Genomic DNA, 19779 nt, shown 5'->3' with positions numbered 1-19779 from the left:
AAGCACCAAACAGGACTAGGTTTAAACCTCTGCCCTTCCCTCCGTCCGTAGCCGTGTGGACTTAAAGGAGTCATTTCAATGCCGTCCCTCGATAGCCTGAAAACCCTTAAAACCTTACAAGTCGACGACAAGACCTACCATTATTTCAGCCTGCCCGAAGCCGCCAAGAGCCTGGGTGATCTAGACAAGCTGCCAATGTCGTTGAAAGTGCTGCTGGAAAACCTGCTGCGCTGGGAGGACGAAAAAACCGTCACCGGCGCCGACCTCAAGGCGATTGCCGCGTGGCTCAAGGAGCGTCGCTCCGATCGCGAAATCCAGTACCGCCCAGCACGGGTATTGATGCAGGACTTTACCGGCGTCCCGGCCGTGGTCGACCTGGCCGCCATGCGCGCCGCCATGGCCAAGGCCGGTGGCGACCCGCAGCGCATCAATCCACTTTCGCCGGTGGATCTGGTGATCGACCACTCGGTGATGGTCGACAAGTTCGCCAGCTCAAGCGCCTTCGAACAGAACGTCGACATCGAAATGCAGCGCAACCACGAGCGTTACGCCTTCTTGCGCTGGGGCCAGAGCGCCTTCGACAACTTCAGCGTGGTGCCACCGGGCACCGGCATCTGCCACCAGGTCAACCTTGAATACCTGGGTCGCACGGTCTGGACCAAGGACGAGGACGGCCGCACCTATGCCTTCCCCGACACACTGGTCGGCACCGATTCCCATACCACCATGATCAATGGCCTCGGTGTACTCGGCTGGGGCGTCGGTGGGATCGAAGCGGAAGCAGCGATGCTCGGCCAACCGGTGTCGATGCTGATTCCGGAAGTGATCGGCTTCAAACTCACCGGCAAGCTCAGGGAAGGCATCACTGCCACCGACCTGGTGCTGACGGTAACCCAGATGCTGCGCAAGAAAGGGGTGGTCGGCAAATTCGTCGAGTTCTACGGCGACGGCCTCGCCGACTTGCCGCTGGCCGACCGCGCGACCATCGCTAACATGGCTCCGGAATACGGTGCCACCTGCGGCTTCTTCCCGGTGGACGAGGTGACACTGGAATACTTGCGCCTGTCCGGCCGCACCGCACAAACCGTGAAACTGGTGGAGGCCTACAGCAAGATCCAGGGCCTGTGGCGCCTGCCCGGCAAGGAGCCGGTGTTCACCGACAGCCTGGACCTGGACATGGGCAGCGTCGAGGCCAGCCTCGCCGGGCCGAAACGCCCACAGGACCGCGTCTCGTTGCCGAATGTTGCACAAGCGTTCACTGACTTTCTCGGCCTGCAAGTCAAACCGACCAGCAAGGAAGAAGGTCGCCTCGAAAGTGAAGGCGGCGGTGGCGTCGCGGTGGGCAACGCCGATCTGATCGGTGAAACGGACTACGACCATGAAGGTCGCACTCATCGGCTGAAAAACGGTGCGGTGGTGATTGCCGCGATCACGTCCTGCACCAACACCTCGAACCCCAGCGTGATGATGGCGGCCGGACTGCTGGCGAAGAAAGCCATAGAGAAAGGCCTCAAGCGCAAACCGTGGGTCAAGAGTTCGCTGGCCCCCGGCTCGAAAGTAGTGACCGACTACTATAAGGCAGCCGGCCTGACTCGCTACCTTGATGAACTCGGTTTCGCGCTGGTCGGGTATGGCTGCACCACCTGCATCGGCAACTCCGGGCCGTTGCCGGAGCCAATCGAAAAAGCCATCCAGAAAGCCGACCTGACCGTCGCCTCGGTGCTTTCGGGCAACCGCAACTTCGAAGGCCGCGTACATCCGCTGGTGAAAACCAACTGGCTGGCCTCCCCGCCTCTGGTCGTCGCCTATGCACTGGCCGGCACGGTGCGCATCGACATCAGCAGCGAGCCCTTGGGTCACGACAAGGACGGCCACCCGGTTTATCTGCGAGACATCTGGCCGAGCACCAAGGAAATCGCCGACGCGGTGACTCAAGTGAACACTGCGATGTTCCACAAGGAGTACGCCGAAGTGTTCGCCGGCGACGAGCAGTGGCAAGCCATCGAAGTGCCGCAAGCGGCGACTTATGTCTGGAGCAACGATTCGACCTATATCCAGCATCCACCCTTCTTCGATGACATCGGTGGCCCTGCGCCGGTGGTCAAGAATGTCGAAGGGGCGAAAGTCCTCGCGTTGCTCGGCGACTCGGTAACCACCGACCACATCTCCCCCGCCGGCAACATCAAGGTCGACAGCCCCGCCGGCCATTACCTGCGCGAGCAAGGGGTGGAGCCACGGGACTTCAATTCCTACGGTTCCCGTCGTGGTAACCACGAAGTGATGATGCGCGGCACCTTCGCCAACATCCGCATTCGCAATGAAATGCTTGGCGGCGAAGAAGGCGGCAACACGATTTACATTCCAACCGGGGAGAAGTTGCCGATCTACGACGCGGCCATGCGTTACCAGGCGTCGGGCACACCGTTGGTGGTGGTCGCCGGGCAAGAATACGGCACCGGTTCGAGCCGCGACTGGGCTGCCAAGGGCACCAACCTGCTGGGCGTGAAAGCAGTCATCGCGGAAAGCTTCGAGCGAATTCACCGCTCCAATCTAGTGGGCATGGGCGTGCTGCCGTTGCAGTTCAAACTGGATCAGAACCGCAAGAGCCTGAACCTCACCGGCAAGGAAACCCTGGACATCCTTGGCCTCACAGGCGTCGAACTGACCCCGCGCATGAACCTGACACTGGTCATCACCCGTGAAGACGGCAGCAAGGAAAAGGTCGAGGTGTTGTGCCGGATCGATACCCTCAATGAAGTGGAGTACTTCAAGGCTGGAGGGATTTTGCATTATGTGTTGCGGCAATTGATTGCCTCGTAACAGCCTGCTGACAACGACACCGCCTTCGGGCGGTGTTTTTGTTTGTGTCCTGCACCGAACAAAAATACCCTGCGCGACACCGATCCACTGTGGGAGCGGGCTTGCCCGCGATAGCGGTATAGCTGTTACATCAATGTCGGATCTGCCGCCGTCATCGCGGGCAAGCCCGCTCCCACAAGGGACCGTGTCACACTGTAGAAATTACCGACACAAGGACTTCACATGCTTGCTCTGCCATGGACTTATCTGGCACTTCTCTCCATCGGCTACGGCTTGGCTTTGATCTACGGCCAACTTGGCTGGCTGGCCGCTATCTCTTTCGCATTGCTATTTTTCGCCGGTTTCGCCGTTCGCCAGCAACACGTTGCCATCGGCCGCTACCTCGGCCACGGCTTGTTCATCTTCCTGGCGGTGGCACTGGCAATGCACTGGCTTCCCGGTTTCTACAACGGTCGGGCCATTCAACCCCAGCGTTTCACCGACGATGCCGTGCCGTTTGCCATGTACCTGAATCAGGACAAACCGCTGATCGGTTTCTGGCTGTTGCTGGTTTGTCCATGGATTGTCGGCCGGCGCTCGTTGCGACTGTCCATTTATGCCACCGCCCTCGCCCTGAGCGTAAGCACCGTACTGGCCTTGGGTGGCGCGCTGTTGCTGGGCGTGATCAGTTGGGCACCGAAGTGGCCGGATCAGGCCTGGTTGTGGGTACTGAACAATCTACTGCTGGTGACGCTGGTGGAAGAAGCGTTGTTTCGCGGCTATATCCAGGGCGGGTTGAGCCGGCAGTTCAAACACCTGCCTTATGGCGAAAATCTTGCTTTGTTACTCGCATCAATGCTGTTCGGCCTCGTTCATCTGGGCGCTGGCTGGCAATGGGTATTGCTGGCGGGCCTCGCGGGGGTCGGTTATGGCCTGGCCTATCGTTTTGGCGGGTTGGGAGCAGCTATCGCCACCCACTTTGGTTTGAATCTGCTGCATTTCGGGCTGTTCACTTATCCGATGCTCGCCGGCTGACGCAACGGTCGTTTTGCGACGCGTCACTGATTAATGAAAAAAACATTTCAATAAATGCCTGACATTGCCGACAACCTCTCAAAGCCTTGCGGATTGAAAAAGTCATGCGTAACAACCAGCCCATTACACAACGCGAACGGACCTTCCCGGCTCAGCAACGGTTGATTTCCACCACCGATGCCAAGGGCGTGATTACTTACTGCAACGACGCTTTCGTCGAAATCAGCGGGTTTTCTCGTGAGGAACTGATCCGTGCACCGCATAACCTGGTCCGTCATCCCGACGTCCCGGCTGCGGTGTTCGCGCACATGTGGGGCACACTGAAACAAGGCTTGCCATGGATGGGCATTGTCAAGAATCGCTGCAAGACCGGTGACCACTACTGGGTTAACGCCTATGTCACACCGGTGTTCGACGGCAATCAGGTGATCGGTTACGAGTCGGTGCGGGTCAAACCCACCGCCGAACAGATCCGCCGCGCCGAAGCGCTCTACCAACGCATCAACCAGGGCAAGTCTGCGGTTCCCTCTACAGACAAATGGCTGCCGGTGCTTCAGGACTGGCTGCCGTTCATTCTGGTCAGCCAGTTGAGCTTCATGATCGGCGCCACCCTGACGTCCCAGTGGGGCTTCGCCCTCGCCGCCGGCCTTTCGGTGCCATTGGGCTTGATGGGCTTGGGCTGGCAACAGCGCGGTATCAAGCGTTTGCTGCGCCTGGCCGAACAGACCACGTCCGACCCGCTGATCGCGCAGATGTACACCGACAGCCGTGGCGCCCAGGCACGCCTGGAGATGTCGATCCTCAGTCAGGAAGCACGCCTGAAAACCTGCTTGACCCGTTTGCAGGACACCGCCGAACACCTGACCGAACAAGCGAAACAGTCCGACACCCTGGCGCATAACAGCTCCACCGGCCTGGAACGTCAACGCGTCGAAACCGAGCAAGTGGCGACCGCTGTGAATCAGATGGCCGCCACCACCCAGGAAGTCGCCAGCCACGTGCAGCGCACCGCCGACGCCACTCAGGAAGCCAATCGCCTGACCGGTCGCGGTCGCGACATCGCCGGGGAAACCCGCGAAGCCATTCAACGCCTGTCGGTGGTGGTCGGTGAAACTGGCCTCACGGTCACGCAACTGGCCAAGGACAGCGATGAAATCGGCGGCGTGGTCGATGTGATCAAAGGCATCGCCGACCAGACCAACCTGTTGGCTTTGAACGCTGCGATTGAAGCGGCGCGTGCCGGCGAGATGGGCCGTGGTTTTGCGGTGGTGGCCGACGAAGTGCGTCAACTGGCACAACGTACCAGCGAATCCACCGGGCAGATTCACGCCCTGATCGCCAAGCTGCAGCAAACCGCCAGCACCGCGGTACAAACCATGGAAGCCGGGCATCGCCAGGCCGAAGAAGGGGTGGCGCGGGTCTTGGAAGCGGATCAGGCGCTGGTGGGCATCAGCGAAGCGGTGGCCAACATCACCGACATGACCACCCAGATCGCCGCCGCGACCGAAGAGCAAAGTGCGGTGGCCGAAGAAATCAGCCGCAACATCAGCAATATTTCGGAACTGGCGGACCAGACCTCGGAACAGGCACAGCACTCGGCGCTGTTGAGCGAAGAACTGACCAAGACGGCGAATACCCAGTATTCGTTGGTGGAGCGGTTTAACCGCTGATAGCGCTTGAAGGCAAAAAAACCGGACGGCGAAAGCGTCCGGTTTTTTTATTATCCCTTTGAAATTTTGTTGCCTGTGAGGCCGCCATCGCGGGCAAGCCCGCACAGTGAACTGTGGTGTGGCTGGATTTTGGGATCGACACGAAACCCTGTGGGAGCGGGCTTGCCCGCGAAGAGGCCCGAACTGGCACTGCAAATCTTACTGAAGAAATGCCGCAACCTTCCCCGCCGCAGCCGCCAAATGCTGCTCATGGGTATACCCCGAAGCCTTCAGCGGTTTCAAATCATGGTCCGCCGCTTCCAGCCAGAACACCTCGATACTCGGCGCCAACGCGTAAGCCTCGACGGCCGCCCGATTACCCAGCGCATCCCGCTCACCCTGCACGATCAACGTCCGCGTCTTCAACCCGGCCAAATGCTCGACCCGCGGCTTCTCCGGTTTGCCCACCGCATAAAACGGATACCCCAGACACACCAGCGCATCCGCGCCCAACTCATCAGCCAACAAACTCGCCATCCGCCCACCCATGGACTTGCCGCCAATGGCCAGGCGCCCAGCGACATGGCGTCGCACCACGGCATACACCTCACGCCAGCATTCTTGCAATTTGGGCGCCGGGTTCGGGGGACGTTTACCGCCATCGATACGCCGCTGCGCCATGTAGGGGAACTCGAAACGCAGCACGTTGACCCCAAGCGCCGCAAGGCGCGCAGCCATGTCGCTCATCCAGTCACTGTCCATCGGCGCACCGGCACCGTGGGCGAGAATCAGCGTTGCCGAGGCCGGCGCTGAGGCGGCATTCCACAACCATCCATGATCCCGCACACACTGCGCCCATTGATCCCCGTCAATACTGGCCTTGTGCTGTTTGTCCATGCTTGCCTCGCTTTTAGTCTGCCTATAACTCCAGGCGAAGGGAGCGTCTGCCTTGCGGCTTACTCGCAAAGACGGGCCCTCACTTCGGCTGAACCGTGGATGGGGAACCATGAACACTTCTATCAGTACCGCCTACAACTACAAGGTGGTCCGCCAATTCGCCATTATGACGGTGGTGTGGGGCATCGTCGGCATGGGGCTCGGGGTTTTTCTCGCCGCCCAGTTGGTCTGGCCCGAACTCAACTTCAATCTGCCGTGGACCAGTTTCGGCCGGTTGCGCCCGCTGCACACCAACGCGGTCATTTTCGCCTTCGGCGGCTGCGCCCTGTTCGCCAGTTCGTTCTACTCGGTACAACGCACCTGCCAGACCCGCCTGTTTGCGCCGAAAATCGCTGCGTTCTGCTTCTGGGGCTGGCAACTGGTAATCCTGCTGGCGGCCATCAGCCTGCCACTGGGCTACACCAGTTCCAAGGAATACGCCGAACTGGAATGGCCGATCGACATTCTGATCACCATCGTCTGGGTGGCCTATGCCGTCGTGTTCTTCGGCACGATCATGCAGCGCAAGACCAAACACATCTATGTCGGTAACTGGTTCTTCGGTGGATTCATCATCACCGTGGCGATCCTGCACATCGTTAACAACCTTGAGCTGCCGGTGAGTTTCACCAAGTCCTACTCGGTGTACGCCGGTGCGACCGATGCCATGGTGCAGTGGTGGTATGGACACAACGCCGTAGGCTTTTTCCTCACCGCCGGTTTCCTCGGGATGATGTACTACTTCGTGCCGAAACAGGCCGAGCGTCCGGTGTATTCCTATCGCTTGTCCATCGTGCACTTCTGGGCGCTGATCACCCTGTACATCTGGGCCGGCCCTCACCACTTGCACTACACCGCGCTGCCGGACTGGGCGCAGTCGCTGGGCATGGTGATGTCACTGATCCTGCTGGCGCCAAGCTGGGGCGGGATGATCAACGGCATGATGACGCTCTCGGGCGCCTGGCATAAGTTGCGCAGCGACCCGATCCTGCGCTTCCTGGTGGTGTCGCTGGCGTTCTACGGCATGTCGACCTTCGAAGGTCCGATGATGGCGATCAAGACGGTCAACGCCCTCTCCCACTACACCGACTGGACCATCGGCCACGTACACGCCGGCGCGCTCGGCTGGGTGGCGATGATTTCCATCGGCGCGCTGTACCACATGATCCCGAAAGTCTTCGGCCGCGAACAGATGCACAGCATCGGCCTGATCAACGCGCACTTCTGGCTCGCGACCATCGGCACCGTGCTGTACATCGCGTCCATGTGGGTCAACGGCATCGCCCAGGGCCTGATGTGGCGCGCGGTCAATGAGGACGGCACGCTGACCTATTCCTTCGTTGAAACCCTGGTGGCCAGTCATCCTGGCTTCGTCGTGCGACTGGTGGGCGGTGCGATCTTCCTCAGTGGCATGTTCCTGATGGCTTACAACACCTGGCGCACAGTGCGGGCCTCGCAGCCTGCCGAAGCCGCCACTGCCGCGCAGATAGCCTGAGGAGTCCGCCATGAAACACGAAACAATCGAGAAAAACGTCGGCCTGCTGATGCTGCTGATGGTGTTCGCCGTGAGCATTGGCGGTCTGACCCAGATCGTCCCGCTGTTCTTTCAGGACGTGACCAATAAACCGGTGGAAGGCATGAAGCCCTACACCGCGCTGCAACTGGAAGGTCGCGACATTTACATCCGTGAAGGCTGCGTCGGTTGCCACTCGCAAATGATCCGCCCGTTCCGCGCCGAGACCGAGCGCTATGGCCACTACTCGGTGGCCGGGGAAAGTGTCTGGGATCATCCGTTCCTGTGGGGCTCCAAGCGCACCGGACCGGATCTGGCGCGCGTCGGCGGTCGCTACTCCGAAGACTGGCACCGCGCGCACTTGTACAACCCGCGCAACGTGGTGCCGGAATCGAAGATGCCGGCCTACCCGTGGCTGGTCGACAACAAGGTCGATAGCAGCCACACCGAAACCAAGATCCGCGCCATGCGCACCCTCGGCGTGCCGTACACCGACGAAGACATCGCAGGCTCGGTCGCCTCGCTACAGGGCAAAACCGAAATGGACGCGCTGGTCGCCTACCTGCAAGTGCTCGGCACTGCGATCAAGAGCAAGAGGTGAGCCATGTCCATACCCTTTGAAATAGTAAGCGAAATGAGCAGTGGAATGATCCGCGGCCTGGGCACGGTCGTGGTGTTCGTGGCCTTCGTCGGCCTGACGCTGTGGGTATTCAACGGCAAGCGAAATGCGGAATTTGCCGAAGCGCGCCTGCTGCCGTTCGCCGACGAGCCGCAATCGGAAAACAGCACCCCACAAGAATCTGCCACAAGGAGTACCCGGTCATGACCACCTTCTGGAGTACGTGGATCTGCGTACTGACCATCGGCAGCCTGATCGGCCTGACCTGGTTGCTGATCGGTACGCGCCGAGGGGAAACCAAGGGCAGCACCGACCAGACCATGGGCCACAGCTTCGACGGCATCGAGGAGTACGACAACCCGCTACCGCAGTGGTGGTTCATGCTGTTCGCCGCAACCTTGGTATTTGCCGTCGGCTATCTGGTGCTTTACCCGGGCCTTGGCAACTGGAAAGGCATATTGCCCGGTTATGAGAACGGCTGGACCGGTGTCCACGAATGGGAAAAGGAAATGAACAAGGCTGACGCGAAGTTCGGGCCGATCTTCGCCAAATTTGCTGCCATGCCAGTGGAAGAAGTGGCCAAGGACCCGCAAGCGCTGAAAATGGGCGGTCGCCTGTTTGCATCCAATTGCTCGGTGTGCCACGGCTCGGATGCCAAGGGCGCGTTCGGCTTCCCTAACCTGGCCGACAGCAACTGGCGCTGGGGCGGTGATGCCGAAATGATCAAAACGACAATCATGGGCGGTCGCATGGCCGCGATGCCGGCTTGGGGAGAAATCCTCGGCGACGCCGGCGTGAAGAACGTCGCCGCTTATGTGCGTCATGAACTGGCCGGCCTGCCCTTGCCGGAAGGCAGCACAGCCGATCTGCACGCTGGACAGCAAGCATTCAGCACCACCTGCGTAGCCTGTCATGGGGCAAACGGCAAGGGCACTGAAGCCATGGGAGCGCCGAATCTGACGCAACCGGCCGGATTTATCTACGGTACAAGCCTGGCGCAGCTTGAACAAACGATTCGTCATGGCCGCCAGGGCCATATGCCGGCGCAGAATGAACTGCTCGGCAACGACAAGGTGCAATTGCTGGCCGCTTACGTGTACAGCCTGTCTCAAAGTCTGAGCACCGAGCGTTTACAGGCTGAAGGCAAAAGCGAATAAATCTCGTCCGCTCTGCTGCCGCATTCACCCGGATGCGGCAGTTCCCTGCCCCTTTGCGACGCATTGTCGCACCCTCCCATGGTCTTCCTTTCGGTTCACCGGATTCAGGTCTAAGCTTTCCTGCGATGTGTGCTGACCAGCGCCGGTTCCAGGTCGATTCAACCCGATGTGTTCGACGAATTTGCTCGATGACAGGCCGCAAAGGCTGGTAGACACCGGCTATCGTCCCCATTGCCCTCTGTTACCCGATCGTCGTGTTTGAACATACCCCGTTACAACTGACCTGAACCCCTCGCCTCTTTCATTCGTTGCGACATTTTGTCCGAGGGCAATTTTGTCCTTACGCAGCGCATGGAAAGGCCGCAGAATCAGCTTTTGAAAGCATTGACCCACGTCATGGCGCGTTGCAATGACCCCCCGCTTTCTACATACTTGCGGCCGATTTTTACTCCTAATAAAACACCCAAACCGTGGAACCTTAGAATGAGCACAGCAATCAGTCCGACTGCTTATAACTATAAGGTAGTCCGCCAGTTCGCCATCATGACGGTGGTCTGGGGGATCCTTGGCATGGGGCTCGGTGTCTTCATCGCCTCGCAACTGGTCTGGCCGGAGTTGAACTTCGGTCTGGCATGGACGAGCTTTGGACGCCTGCGCCCGCTGCACACCAACCTGGTGATTTTCGCCTTCGGTGGTTGTGCTCTGTTTGCCACTTCCTATTACGTCGTGCAGCGAACCTGCCAAACGCGACTGATTTCCGACAGCCTCGCGGCCTTCACCTTCTGGGGTTGGCAAGCGGTGATCGTCGGCGCGATCGTTACCTTGCCGATGGGTTTCACCACCACCAAGGAATACGCGGAACTGGAATGGCCCCTGGCTATTCTGCTGGCCATCGTCTGGGTCACCTACGGTCTGGTGTTCTTCGGCACCATCGTCAAGCGCAAGACCAAGCACATCTATGTCGGTAACTGGTTCTACGGTGCCTTCATCGTCGTGACCGCGATGCTGCACATCGTCAACCACGCGTCCCTGCCAGTCAGTTTCTTCAAGTCCTACTCGGCTTATTCGGGGGCGACTGATGCGATGATCCAGTGGTGGTACGGCCACAACGCCGTGGGCTTCTTCCTGACCACCGGCTTCCTGGGGATGATGTACTACTTCGTTCCGAAGCAGGCCGAGCGTCCGATCTACTCTTATCGTCTGTCGATCGTGCACTTCTGGGCGCTGATCACCCTGTACATCTGGGCCGGTCCGCACCACCTGCACTACACCGCACTGCCGGACTGGGCTCAGTCCCTGGGCATGGCGATGTCGATCATCCTGCTGGCACCAAGCTGGGGCGGCATGATCAACGGCATGATGACCCTGTCGGGCGCCTGGCATAAGCTGCGCACCGACCCGATCCTGCGCTTCCTCGTGGTATCGCTGGCGTTCTACGGCATGTCGACCTTCGAAGGCCCGATGATGGCCATCAAGACCGTCAACTCGCTCTCGCACTACACCGACTGGACCATCGGCCACGTACACGCCGGCGCTCTTGGCTGGGTAGCGATGATTTCGATTGGCGCGATCTACCACATGATCCCGAAACTGTTCGGCCGTGCACAGATGCACAGCACCGGCCTGATCAACACGCACTTCTGGCTCGCGACCATCGGTACCGTGCTGTACATCGCATCGATGTGGGTCAACGGCATCACCCAGGGCCTGATGTGGCGTGCAATCAACGACGACGGCACCCTCACCTACTCGTTCGTCGAAGCGCTGCAAGCCAGCCACCCTGGTTTCATCGTTCGCGCCCTGGGCGGTGCGTTCTTCGCCAGCGGCATGCTGTTCATGGCCTACAACGTATGGCGTACCGTACGTGCCTCGAACCCGGCTGAAGCCAAAGCTGCTGAACAGATTGCTGTAGTTGGAGCTCACTGATGAAGCATGAAGCAGTCGAGAAGAATATTGGCCTGCTGGCCTTCTTCATGGTTATCGCCGTCAGCGTCGGCGGCCTGACCCAAATCGTTCCGCTGTTTTTCCAGGACGTTACCAACAAGCCGGTCGAGGGCATGAAGCCGCGCACCGCCCTTGAACTGGAAGGCCGCGACGTGTACATCGCCAACGGTTGTGTCGGCTGCCACTCGCAGATGATCCGCCCGTTCCGTGCTGAAACCGAACGTTACGGCCACTACTCGGTCGCCGGCGAAAGTGTTTGGGACCACCCGTTTCTGTGGGGTTCCAAGCGCACCGGTCCGGACCTGGCCCGTGTCGGCGGTCGTTACTCCGATGACTGGCAGCGTGCGCACTTGTACAACCCGCGCAACGTAGTGCCTGAGTCGAAAATGCCGGCTTACCCGTTCCTCGTGGAAAACAAGCTCGACGGCAAAGACACCGCCAAGAAAATGGAAGTCTTGCGCACGCTCGGCGTCCCTTACACCGACGAAGACATCGCCGGCGCCAAGGATGCTGTGAAGGGCAAAACCGAAATGGACGCGCTGGTGGCCTATCTGCAAGGCCTGGGCACCATCATCAAAAGCAAACGGTGATTTAGATGGATATCGGGATGATTCGTGGCCTGGGCACCGTTGTTGTGATGGTGGCCTTCATCGGTCTGGCGCTATGGGTGTTCAGCCCCAAGCGCAAGTCGGAGTTTGAAGACGCGACCTTGCTGCCTTTCGCGGATGATCCCGAAGCCATCAAGCACGTCGAGCAAGCTTCTAGGAGTAACAAAGAATGACTACGTTCTGGAGTCTGTACGTCACAGTCCTCAGTCTCGGCACCATCTTCGCCCTGACCTGGCTGCTGCTGTCCACCCGCAAGGGCCAGCGCAGCGAATCCACCGATGAAACGGTCGGCCACTCCTTCGACGGGATCGAGGAGTATGACAACCCGCTGCCGAAATGGTGGTTCATGCTGTTCGTGGGCACCATCATCTTCGCCCTCGGCTACTTGGTGCTGTACCCGGGCCTGGGTAACTGGAAAGGCCTGTTGCCGGGTTACAACTACCTCGACAACGAGAAGCAGACCGCATTCGCCAACGGCCAGACCGGCTGGACCGGCGTTCACGAATGGGAGAAGGAAATGCTCAGGTCGGACGCCAAGTTCGGCCCGATCTTCGCCAAGTTCGCTTCCATGCCGATCGAAGAAGTCGCCAAAGACCCGCAAGCCCTGAAGATGGGTGGCCGCCTGTTCGCCTCCAACTGCTCGGTCTGCCACGGTTCCGACGCCAAAGGCGCCTATGGCTTCCCTAACCTGACCGACGCCGACTGGCGCTGGGGCGGTGAAGCGGCAACCATCAAGACCACCATCATGGGCGGTCGTCACGCCGTGATGCCGGCTTGGGCTGAAGTGATCGGCGAGCAAGGCGTTGCGGACGTTGCCGCGTTCGTGCTGACCAACCTGGATGGCCGCAAGCTACCAGAAGGCGCCAAGGCTGACCCGGTTGCCGGTCAAAAGCTCTTCGCTGCCAACTGCGTGGCGTGCCACGGTCCGGCAGGCAAAGGTACGCCAGCGATGGGCGCCCCTGACCTGACCCACCCGGCCGGGTTCATCTACGGTTCGAGCTTCGCTCAACTGCAGCAGACCATCCGTTACGGTCGTCAGGGCCAGATGCCTGCGCAAGAACAGCTGCAAGGCAACGACAAGGTTCACCTGCTGGCCGCTTACGTCTACAGCCTGTCTCACGGTGAGAAAGCGCCCGTGGCGGACGCCCAGTAAGGCAAACGCTTGATGTAACAAAAAACGGCCCCGTCAGATGACGGGGCCGTTTTCGTTTCAACTGGATAATCGCAGATTATCGAACCTCAACCGTCTGGATCTCTTTGCGGCTTGGCCAGTTATTCTGGTTGACCTGAAACACCTTCAACGTTTTGCGATCCGTGGACACATCGGCGATCAGGTAGGACTGGTTCGACGCCCCACCGCTCAAGAATACCGGCACATCCCCGAAGTAATCCCGTTTGCTCCATCCGTAATAGCTCCCGGGCTCGGTATGCAAATGCCCGGCAAACACCGCCGTCACCTTGTATCGCTCGATGATCGCCTTGAACCGGGCAATCTGTTCGGCACTGCCTTTCCAGCTATCCGGCTTGTGCATATTCAGAAGAATGATCTTTGCACTCTCACGTGCGCGCTTTAAATCTTCCTCCAGCCAATCCAGAGACTCGGAAACCTGGTAACCCGTGGGCACTCCCCAATTCCAGGCGGTAAACGCAGTGGTATAGGTGGGCTCATTATGCAATTGAACAATGTGTACATCGCCAAAGTCCCTGGAATAAGCAAGACTACCAAAAACACCTTTTTTAACAGCACCTTCATCCGACATCCGCACATCCAGCGTCGTCAACTTACCCAAGTAACGATCCTTGAAATCAACAATACTGCCGGCCGCACAGTTATTCAGAAAACAATCATCGACGTTGTTTTCATAGTCATGATTCCCCAGCCCATAGTCATAAATACCCCCCAGTTGCTTTTCCAGTATCGAGCGGGTCATGTCGCGCTGGTAGCCGTGACCGAAAGCGGTCATGTCGCCGTTAACCATGACCGGAATGTGCGCCGGGTCAACAGAGTGATTACGCCTGAAGCTGGCGACATCGGAGTATTGGGTCTCAATCAACCACTTTGAACGCTGCTCTTTGTCCGAGGTTGTTTCATCCCACCCATGGTCGGAACTTTCAGTCCACGGGTACTGAGGATCCGAGGCAAACACTAAATACCGGGGCAAATAATTGTCTGTCGCATGTACACCAAACGTAGCAACACATAACAAAACGCCCAACAGCGCATTGACTTTTTTATCAAGAAACATAGAAATCCATCTCTATTGAAGTTAGATACAAGACACGCCGCCCTGTCCGAGCAAGTTATGACAACTTAAAAATTAACACAAATGTCTATCGCTTCAATATCAATAGTTCATGTTTCCTGCGATCTCATTAGTGCGCTATCGGAGATAGCCAGATGCATCACTGCCAGGCAAAAAATATCATCGCGCCACGCCTGTTTATTTCGGCCGTTACTTTGAAGGAACTGGAGGCGGGGTGCTTCGAATGGAGCGTCGTGATCCCGCTCAGGGGAAGGTATTGCGCACCTGGCTGAAGCGCCATGTCATGCCGGCTTTCGATGCCAGAATCTTGCCGGTCGATGCCGCCGTAGCACTGCGTTGTGCCAGCTTGCATGTTGCCAATGAAAGCGACGCCCTGATCGCAGCGACTGCACTGATTCATGGCCTTACGGTAGTCACCCGAAACATCAGCGATTTTCAATCCAGCGGTGTCGCACTGATCAATCCATGGGACGAATGAGTTCGCCGCTCCTGCAAAAACGTCCATACTTCACAAGTCAATTGATTCAAGTCATTACACCATCAATTGATTCCCCCCAACGCGACCAAAGGTCGCACCCTTGAGCTAGAGCTACAGGCGTATCATTGCGCCACTGCAACACCTCTTTTTGACCGCGGTCGGCACGTACTGACCGGGGCATTTTTCCACTGCCGTGGGATGCAATGATGAGCAATCAGATTCCGGTACACGACGTTACTCCGCCTGCCAAGAACGCGAACAACAGCGTCGACCTCTACGCCTCTCGAGAAAAAATCTACACCCGCGCCTTCACCGGCCTGTTCCGCAATCTGCGGATGATTGGCGGTGCCGGGCTGTTTCTGCTGTATTTCGGCACGGTGTGGCTGAACTGGGGCGGTCATCAGGCTGTCTGGTGGAACCTGCCGGAGCGTAAGTTCTTCATTTTTGGCGCGACCTTCTGGCCTCAGGATTTCATCCTGCTCTCAGGCATTCTGATCATCAGCGCCTTCGGCCTGTTCTTCATCACCGTGTATGCCGGTCGGGTCTGGTGCGGCTACACCTGCCCGCAGAGCGTCTGGACCTGGATCTTCATGTGGTGCGAAAAAGTCACCGAAGGTGACCGCAACCAGCGCATCAAGCTCGACAAGGCGCCGATGAGCGCCACCAAGTTCGTGCGTAAATTCAGCAAGCACACAATGTGGCTGCTGATTGGTTTCGTGACCGGCATGACTTTCGTCGGCTACTTCTCACCGATTCGCGAACTGGTGCTCGATTTCTTCACCGGCCAAGCCGATGGCTGGTCGTATTTCTGGGTCGGTTTCTTCACCCTCGCCACTTACGGCAACGCTGGCTGGTTGCGTGAGCAGGTGTGCATTTACATGTGCCCGTACGCACGCTTCCAGAGCGTGATGTTCGACAAGGACACGCTGATCGTTTCCTACGACCCGCGCCGTGGCGAAAGCCGTGGCCCGCGCAAGAAAGGCATCGACTACAAGGCTCAGGGCCTGGGTGATTGCATCGACTGCACCATGTGCGTCCAGGTCTGCCCCACCGGTATCGACATCCGCGACGGCCTGCAAGTCGAATGCATCGGCTGCGCGGCGTGCATCGACGCCTGCGACAGCATCATGGACAAGATGGATTACCCACGCGGCCTGATCAGCTACACCACCGAGCACAACCTGTCGGGGCAAAAAACCCATAAACTGCGTCCACGCCTGATCGGCTATGCCACGGTGCTATTGGCGATGATCGCGTTGCTGGTGACTGCATTCTTCATGCGCTCGCTGGTCGGCTTCGATGTCAGTAAAGACCGCGTGTTGTACCGCGAGAACGCCGAAGGCCGGATCGAAAACGTCTACAGCCTGAAGATCATGAACAAGGACCAGCACGACCACACGTATGTGCTGGAAGCCACTGGCCTGCCGGACCTCAAGCTACAAGGCAAGCGCGAGATCAAGGTCGCCGCCGGGGAGATTTTCAGTCAGCCGGTCGAACTGTCCAGCGCACCGGAACAACTGCCGTCGAGCACCAACGAGGTGACATTCATCCTCAAGGATGCCGATGACGCCAACGTCCACGTTGAAGCCAAGAGCCGATTCATCGGCCCACAAATTCGTTGAGAGAAGTGATCATGCCCGCAGCAACTGCCGCAAGTCCCTGGTACAAGCACCTTTGGCCGTGGATCATCATCGCCATCCTGGCCTGCTCGGTGACCTTGACCCTGTCGATGGTGACCATCGCGGTGAACAACCCGGACAACCTGGTCAACGACAACTATTACGAGGCCGGCAAGGGCATCAACCGTTCTCTGGATCGCGAACTGCTGGCCCAGACCCTGCAACTGCGTGCCAGCGTGCACCTGGATGACGTGACCGGCGAAGTTGACCTGCGCCTGAGCGGCAACAGCCAGCCGAAAACCCTTGAACTGAACCTGATTTCGCCGACCCAGCCGGAGAAGGATCGCAAGATCACCCTGGCCCGCAGCGAAACTGAACAGGGCCGCTATATCGGCCAGTTGAGCGACAAGATTGAAGGTCGCCGTTTCGTTGAGTTGCTGGGTGTTCAGGATGACAAAATCTGGCGCATGTTCGAAGAAGAACAGGTCAGCCATGCCAAGGATCTGTTGCTCGGTGATGAGCCCCTGCAGGGCGCGGAAGACCTGAAGAAGTAAGCCTTACCCTGATCGTTCCCACGCTCTGCGTGGGAACGCAGCCAGGGACGCTCCGCGTCCCAGCCGAAGCGGACGCGGAGCGTCCGGGGAGGCATTCCCACGCAGAGCGTGGGAACGATCATCGGACTACGCCTCATGACCACTCCAACCCCCTGCTACCACTGCGCCCTGCCCGTCCCGGCCGGTAGCCGCTTTACCGCCGCCGTCCTCGGGGATACCCGCGAGTTCTGCTGCCCGGGTTGCCAGGCGGTTGCAGAAGCCATCGTGGCCGGTGGGCTGGAAAGTTATTACCAGCATCGCAGCGAAGCCTCGGCCAACCCCGAAGCCTTGCCAGTGCAACTGGTGGACGAGTTGGCGCTGTATGATCGCGCCGATGTGCAGCAACCCTTTGTCCGCCACGAAGGCGAACTCGCCGAAACCACCCTGCTGATGGAAGGCATCAGTTGCGCCGCCTGCGGCTGGTTGATCGAGAAACACCTGCGCGCCTTGCCGGCGGTGGCCGAAGCACGCCTGAACCTGTCCAACCATCGCCTGCATGTGCGCTGGGCCGACGCGCAATTGCCCTTGAGCCAAGTGCTCAGCGAATTGCGCCACATCGGTTACGCCGCCCACCCTTATCAGGCCGACCGCGCCAGTGAACAACTGGCCAGCGAAAACCGCCTGGCCCTGCGTCAACTCGGGGTCGCCGGGCTGCTGTGGTTCCAGGCGATGATGGCAACGATGGCCACCTGGCCGGAATTCAACATCGACCTCAGCCCCGAGCTGCACACCATCCTGCGCTGGGTCGCGCTGTTTCTGACCACCCCGATCGTGTTTTACAGCTGCGCGCCGTTCTTCAAGGGCGCGATGCGCGATCTGCGCACCCGTCACCTGACCATGGACGTCTCGGTGTCGCTGGCGATTGGCAGTGCCTATCTCGCCGGGATCTGGACCTCGATCACCGGGGTCGGCGAGCTGTATTTCGATGCGGTGGGAATGTTTGCACTGTTCCTGCTGGCCGGGCGTTATCTGGAACGTCGTGCCCGGGAACGCACCGCCGCCGCGACCGCACAGCTGGTCAATCTGCTGCCCGCCTCCTGCCTGCGGCTGAGTGCTGACGGCCAGAGCGAGCGGATCCTGCTCAGCGAACTGCGCGTGGGCGATCAGGTGCTGGTGCACCCCGGCGCGATCCTGCCGGCCGACGGCAAGATCCTCGACGGCCAGTCGAGCATCGATGAATCCGTGCTTACCGGCGAATACCTGCCCCAACCACGAACCCCGGGCGACGCCGTCACCGCCGGCACCTTGAACGTCGAAGGCGCGCTGACCGTGGAAATCCTGGCGTTGGGCCAGGACACACGCCTGTCAGCCATCGTCCGCCTGCTGGATCGCGCCCAGGCCGAAAAGCCGCGACTGGCGGAAATCGCCGACCGCGCCGCGCAGTGGTTTTTACTGCTGACGCTTATCGCAGTGGCCGCCATCGGCCTGCTCTGGTGGGAGCTGGATTCTTCGCGAGCGTTCTGGATTGTCCTGGCGATGCTGGTTGCCACATGCCCGTGTGCCTTGTCGCTGGCCACGCCAACCGCCCTCACCGCCGCCACCGGCACGCTGCATAAGCTCGGTCTTTTGTTGACGCGCGGCCATGTGCTGGAAGGCCTGAACCAGATCGACACGGTGATTTTCGACAAGACCGGCACCCTCACCGAAGGTCGCCTGGCCTTGCGTTCGATCCGGCCGCTTGGGACCCTGACCAGCGATCAATGCCTGAGCCTCGCCGCCGCATTGGAAAACCGCTCCGAACACCCGATTGCCCGGGCTTTTGGTCGCGCGCCGCTGGCCGCCGAGGAAGTTCACAGTACACCGGGCCTGGGTCTTGAGGGGTTGGTCGGCGCACAACGCCTGCGCATTGGCCAACCGGGGTTTGTCTGCGAACTCAGCGGCGCTCAAGTGCCGATAATGCCCGATGAGCCCGGCCAATGGCTGCTGCTCGGCGACAGCCAAGGGCCGCTGACGTGGTTCGTGCTCGACGACCGTTTGCGCGCCGACGCGCCCGCCCTGCTTGCAGCATGCAAAGCTCGCGGCTGGCGCACGTTGCTGCTGTCCGGCGACAGCTCACCGATGGTTGCCAGCGTCGCTGCCGAATTGGGCATCGACGAGGCCCGTGGCGGTTTGCGTCCGGACGATAAATTGCAGGTCCTGCAACAGCTGCACAGGGAAGGCCGCAAGGTGTTGATGCTCGGTGACGGGGTCAACGATGTGCCGGTGCTGGCCGCCGCCGACATCAGCGTGGCGATGGGTTCGGCCACCGATCTGGCGAAAACCAGTGCCGACGCGGTGTTGCTGTCGAACCGCCTCGATGCGCTGGTGCAAGCCTTCAGTCTGGCCCGGCGCACCCGTCGGGTCATCATCGAGAACTTGCTGTGGGCAGCGCTGTACAATGGCCTCATGCTGCCGTTCGCTGCCCTCGGCTGGATCACTCCGGTATGGGCCGCGGTCGGCATGTCGATCAGTTCGTTGACCGTGGTGCTGAATGCCCTGCGCCTGACTCGCCTGCCGAGCGCGCCGGCTGCTCGCACCACGCCAGAAACCCGCCCGCTGCCGGCCTGAGCCGCGCGGGCATGGAGT

Annotated in this window: 16 protein-coding genes and 1 pseudogene; 15 read left to right on the top strand and 2 right to left on the bottom strand. The window is 59.6% G+C overall.

Features of this window, described 5'->3' with window-relative positions:
- Nucleotides 1-78: 78 nt before the first annotated feature.
- The 3 genes from acnA (at nt 79) to PSH88_RS10565 (ending at nt 5504) form a co-directional block, all read left to right on the top strand.
- Complete coding sequence (gene acnA, locus PSH88_RS10575; protein ID WP_305426161.1) at nt 79-2820, top strand: aconitate hydratase AcnA; 2742 nt, start codon at nt 79-81, stop codon at nt 2818-2820.
- A 222-nt stretch (nt 2821-3042) separates the two neighbouring features.
- The gene (locus tag PSH88_RS10570; protein ID WP_305426160.1) at nt 3043-3834 is read left to right on the top strand and encodes a CPBP family intramembrane glutamic endopeptidase; all 792 of its coding nucleotides are present in this window, start codon (nt 3043-3045) and stop codon (nt 3832-3834) included.
- A 104-nt stretch (nt 3835-3938) separates the two neighbouring features.
- Nucleotides 3939-5504, top strand: a complete 1566-nt coding sequence (locus tag PSH88_RS10565; protein WP_305426159.1) for a methyl-accepting chemotaxis protein — start codon at nt 3939-3941, stop codon at nt 5502-5504.
- Nucleotides 5505-5702: 198 nt separating this feature from the next.
- On the opposite strand, the gene PSH88_RS10560 is transcribed toward PSH88_RS10565, so the two are convergent.
- A complete protein-coding gene (locus tag PSH88_RS10560; protein ID WP_305426158.1) occupies nt 5703-6380 on the bottom strand; it encodes an alpha/beta family hydrolase in 678 nt (225 codons plus the stop codon).
- Between the two features lie 109 nt (nt 6381-6489).
- Here PSH88_RS10560 and ccoN (PSH88_RS10555) point away from each other — a divergent pair, with 109 nt between their 5' ends.
- The 8 genes from ccoN (PSH88_RS10555) (at nt 6490) to ccoP (PSH88_RS10520) (ending at nt 13413) form a co-directional block, all read left to right on the top strand.
- Nucleotides 6490-7914 carry a cytochrome-c oxidase, cbb3-type subunit I gene (gene ccoN / locus PSH88_RS10555; RefSeq protein WP_305426157.1) on the top strand — a complete coding sequence of 475 codons (1425 nt, stop codon included), beginning with the start codon at nt 6490-6492 and terminating at the stop codon, nt 7912-7914.
- Nucleotides 7915-7924: 10 nt separating this feature from the next.
- Nucleotides 7925-8533 (top strand): cytochrome-c oxidase, cbb3-type subunit II, encoded by a 609-nt coding sequence (ccoO, locus tag PSH88_RS10550; RefSeq protein WP_305426156.1) that lies wholly within the window; start codon nt 7925-7927, stop codon nt 8531-8533.
- A 21-nt stretch (nt 8534-8554) separates the two neighbouring features.
- Complete coding sequence (locus PSH88_RS10545; RefSeq protein WP_305426967.1) at nt 8555-8758, top strand: cbb3-type cytochrome oxidase subunit 3; 204 nt, start codon at nt 8555-8557, stop codon at nt 8756-8758.
- Nucleotides 8755-9708: a cytochrome-c oxidase, cbb3-type subunit III gene (ccoP, locus tag PSH88_RS10540; protein WP_305426155.1), complete on the top strand. Its 954-nt coding sequence runs from the start codon at nt 8755-8757 to the stop codon at nt 9706-9708. Before PSH88_RS10545 ends, ccoP (PSH88_RS10540) begins: the two co-directional genes overlap by 4 nt.
- A 483-nt stretch (nt 9709-10191) precedes the next feature.
- Nucleotides 10192-11634: a cytochrome-c oxidase, cbb3-type subunit I gene (gene ccoN, locus PSH88_RS10535; RefSeq protein ID WP_305483530.1), complete on the top strand. Its 1443-nt coding sequence runs from the start codon at nt 10192-10194 to the stop codon at nt 11632-11634.
- Complete coding sequence (ccoO, locus tag PSH88_RS10530; protein ID WP_007905434.1) at nt 11634-12242, top strand: cytochrome-c oxidase, cbb3-type subunit II; 609 nt, start codon at nt 11634-11636, stop codon at nt 12240-12242. Before ccoN (PSH88_RS10535) ends, ccoO (PSH88_RS10530) begins: the two co-directional genes overlap by 1 nt.
- 5 nt (nt 12243-12247) lie before the next feature.
- On the top strand, nt 12248-12433 hold the full coding sequence (locus PSH88_RS10525; protein ID WP_003175465.1) for a CcoQ/FixQ family Cbb3-type cytochrome c oxidase assembly chaperone: 186 nt from the start codon (nt 12248-12250) through the stop codon (nt 12431-12433).
- On the top strand, nt 12430-13413 hold the full coding sequence (gene ccoP, locus PSH88_RS10520; RefSeq protein ID WP_305426153.1) for a cytochrome-c oxidase, cbb3-type subunit III: 984 nt from the start codon (nt 12430-12432) through the stop codon (nt 13411-13413). The genes PSH88_RS10525 and ccoP (PSH88_RS10520) overlap by 4 nt, the downstream gene beginning before the upstream one ends.
- Before the next feature lie 76 nt (nt 13414-13489).
- Here ccoP (PSH88_RS10520) and PSH88_RS10515 read toward each other — a convergent pair whose 3' ends face one another.
- Entirely contained in the window at nt 13490-14506 is a 1017-nt protein-coding gene (locus tag PSH88_RS10515; protein ID WP_305426152.1) for a metallophosphoesterase family protein, read from the bottom strand.
- Between the two features lie 167 nt (nt 14507-14673).
- Between PSH88_RS10515 and PSH88_RS10510 the strand changes: the two are divergent.
- The 4 genes and pseudogenes from PSH88_RS10510 to PSH88_RS10495 all read left to right on the top strand — a co-directional run.
- Nucleotides 14674-15002, top strand: a pseudogene (locus tag PSH88_RS10510) (type II toxin-antitoxin system VapC family toxin); the annotation flags it as partial.
- Between the two features lie 206 nt (nt 15003-15208).
- Nucleotides 15209-16624, top strand: coding sequence for a cytochrome c oxidase accessory protein CcoG (ccoG, locus tag PSH88_RS10505; RefSeq protein WP_305483567.1), 1416 nt, complete (start codon nt 15209-15211; stop codon nt 16622-16624).
- 11 nt (nt 16625-16635) lie between these two features.
- Nucleotides 16636-17175 carry a FixH family protein gene (locus PSH88_RS10500; RefSeq protein WP_123360013.1) on the top strand — a complete coding sequence of 180 codons (540 nt, stop codon included), beginning with the start codon at nt 16636-16638 and terminating at the stop codon, nt 17173-17175.
- Nucleotides 17176-17310: 135 nt separating this feature from the next.
- Nucleotides 17311-19761, top strand: a complete 2451-nt coding sequence (locus tag PSH88_RS10495) for a heavy metal translocating P-type ATPase (protein WP_305426151.1) — start codon at nt 17311-17313, stop codon at nt 19759-19761.
- Nucleotides 19762-19779 lie beyond the last annotated feature (18 nt).

Origin of the sequence: Pseudomonas wuhanensis, assembly GCF_030687395.1 — a bacterium.
GTDB classification, from domain to species: Bacteria; Pseudomonadota; Gammaproteobacteria; order Pseudomonadales; family Pseudomonadaceae; genus Aquipseudomonas; species Aquipseudomonas wuhanensis.
This window is presented reverse-complemented; position numbering and strand designations above follow the sequence as displayed.

Bases quoted from the DNA above. Each gene is read 5' to 3' on its own strand.
- acnA (WP_305426161.1), top strand. From the start codon at position 79: ATGCCGTCCCTCGATAGCCTGAAAACCCTTAAAACCTTACAAGTCGAC.
- PSH88_RS10570 (WP_305426160.1), top strand. From the start codon at position 3,043: ATGCTTGCTCTGCCATGGACTTATCTGGCACTTCTCTCCATCGGCTAC.
- PSH88_RS10565 (WP_305426159.1), top strand. From the start codon at position 3,939: ATGCGTAACAACCAGCCCATTACACAACGCGAACGGACCTTCCCGGCT.
- PSH88_RS10560 (WP_305426158.1), bottom strand. From the start codon at position 6,380: ATGGACAAACAGCACAAGGCCAGTATTGACGGGGATCAATGGGCGCAG.
- ccoN (WP_305426157.1), top strand. From the start codon at position 6,490: ATGAACACTTCTATCAGTACCGCCTACAACTACAAGGTGGTCCGCCAA.
- ccoO (WP_305426156.1), top strand. From the start codon at position 7,925: ATGAAACACGAAACAATCGAGAAAAACGTCGGCCTGCTGATGCTGCTG.
- ccoP (WP_305426155.1), top strand. From the start codon at position 8,755: ATGACCACCTTCTGGAGTACGTGGATCTGCGTACTGACCATCGGCAGC.
- ccoN (WP_305483530.1), top strand. From the start codon at position 10,192: ATGAGCACAGCAATCAGTCCGACTGCTTATAACTATAAGGTAGTCCGC.
- ccoO (WP_007905434.1), top strand. From the start codon at position 11,634: ATGAAGCATGAAGCAGTCGAGAAGAATATTGGCCTGCTGGCCTTCTTC.
- PSH88_RS10525 (WP_003175465.1), top strand. From the start codon at position 12,248: ATGGATATCGGGATGATTCGTGGCCTGGGCACCGTTGTTGTGATGGTG.
- ccoP (WP_305426153.1), top strand. From the start codon at position 12,430: ATGACTACGTTCTGGAGTCTGTACGTCACAGTCCTCAGTCTCGGCACC.
- PSH88_RS10515 (WP_305426152.1), bottom strand. From the start codon at position 14,506: ATGTTTCTTGATAAAAAAGTCAATGCGCTGTTGGGCGTTTTGTTATGT.
- ccoG (WP_305483567.1), top strand. From the start codon at position 15,209: ATGAGCAATCAGATTCCGGTACACGACGTTACTCCGCCTGCCAAGAAC.
- PSH88_RS10500 (WP_123360013.1), top strand. From the start codon at position 16,636: ATGCCCGCAGCAACTGCCGCAAGTCCCTGGTACAAGCACCTTTGGCCG.
- PSH88_RS10495 (WP_305426151.1), top strand. From the start codon at position 17,311: ATGACCACTCCAACCCCCTGCTACCACTGCGCCCTGCCCGTCCCGGCC.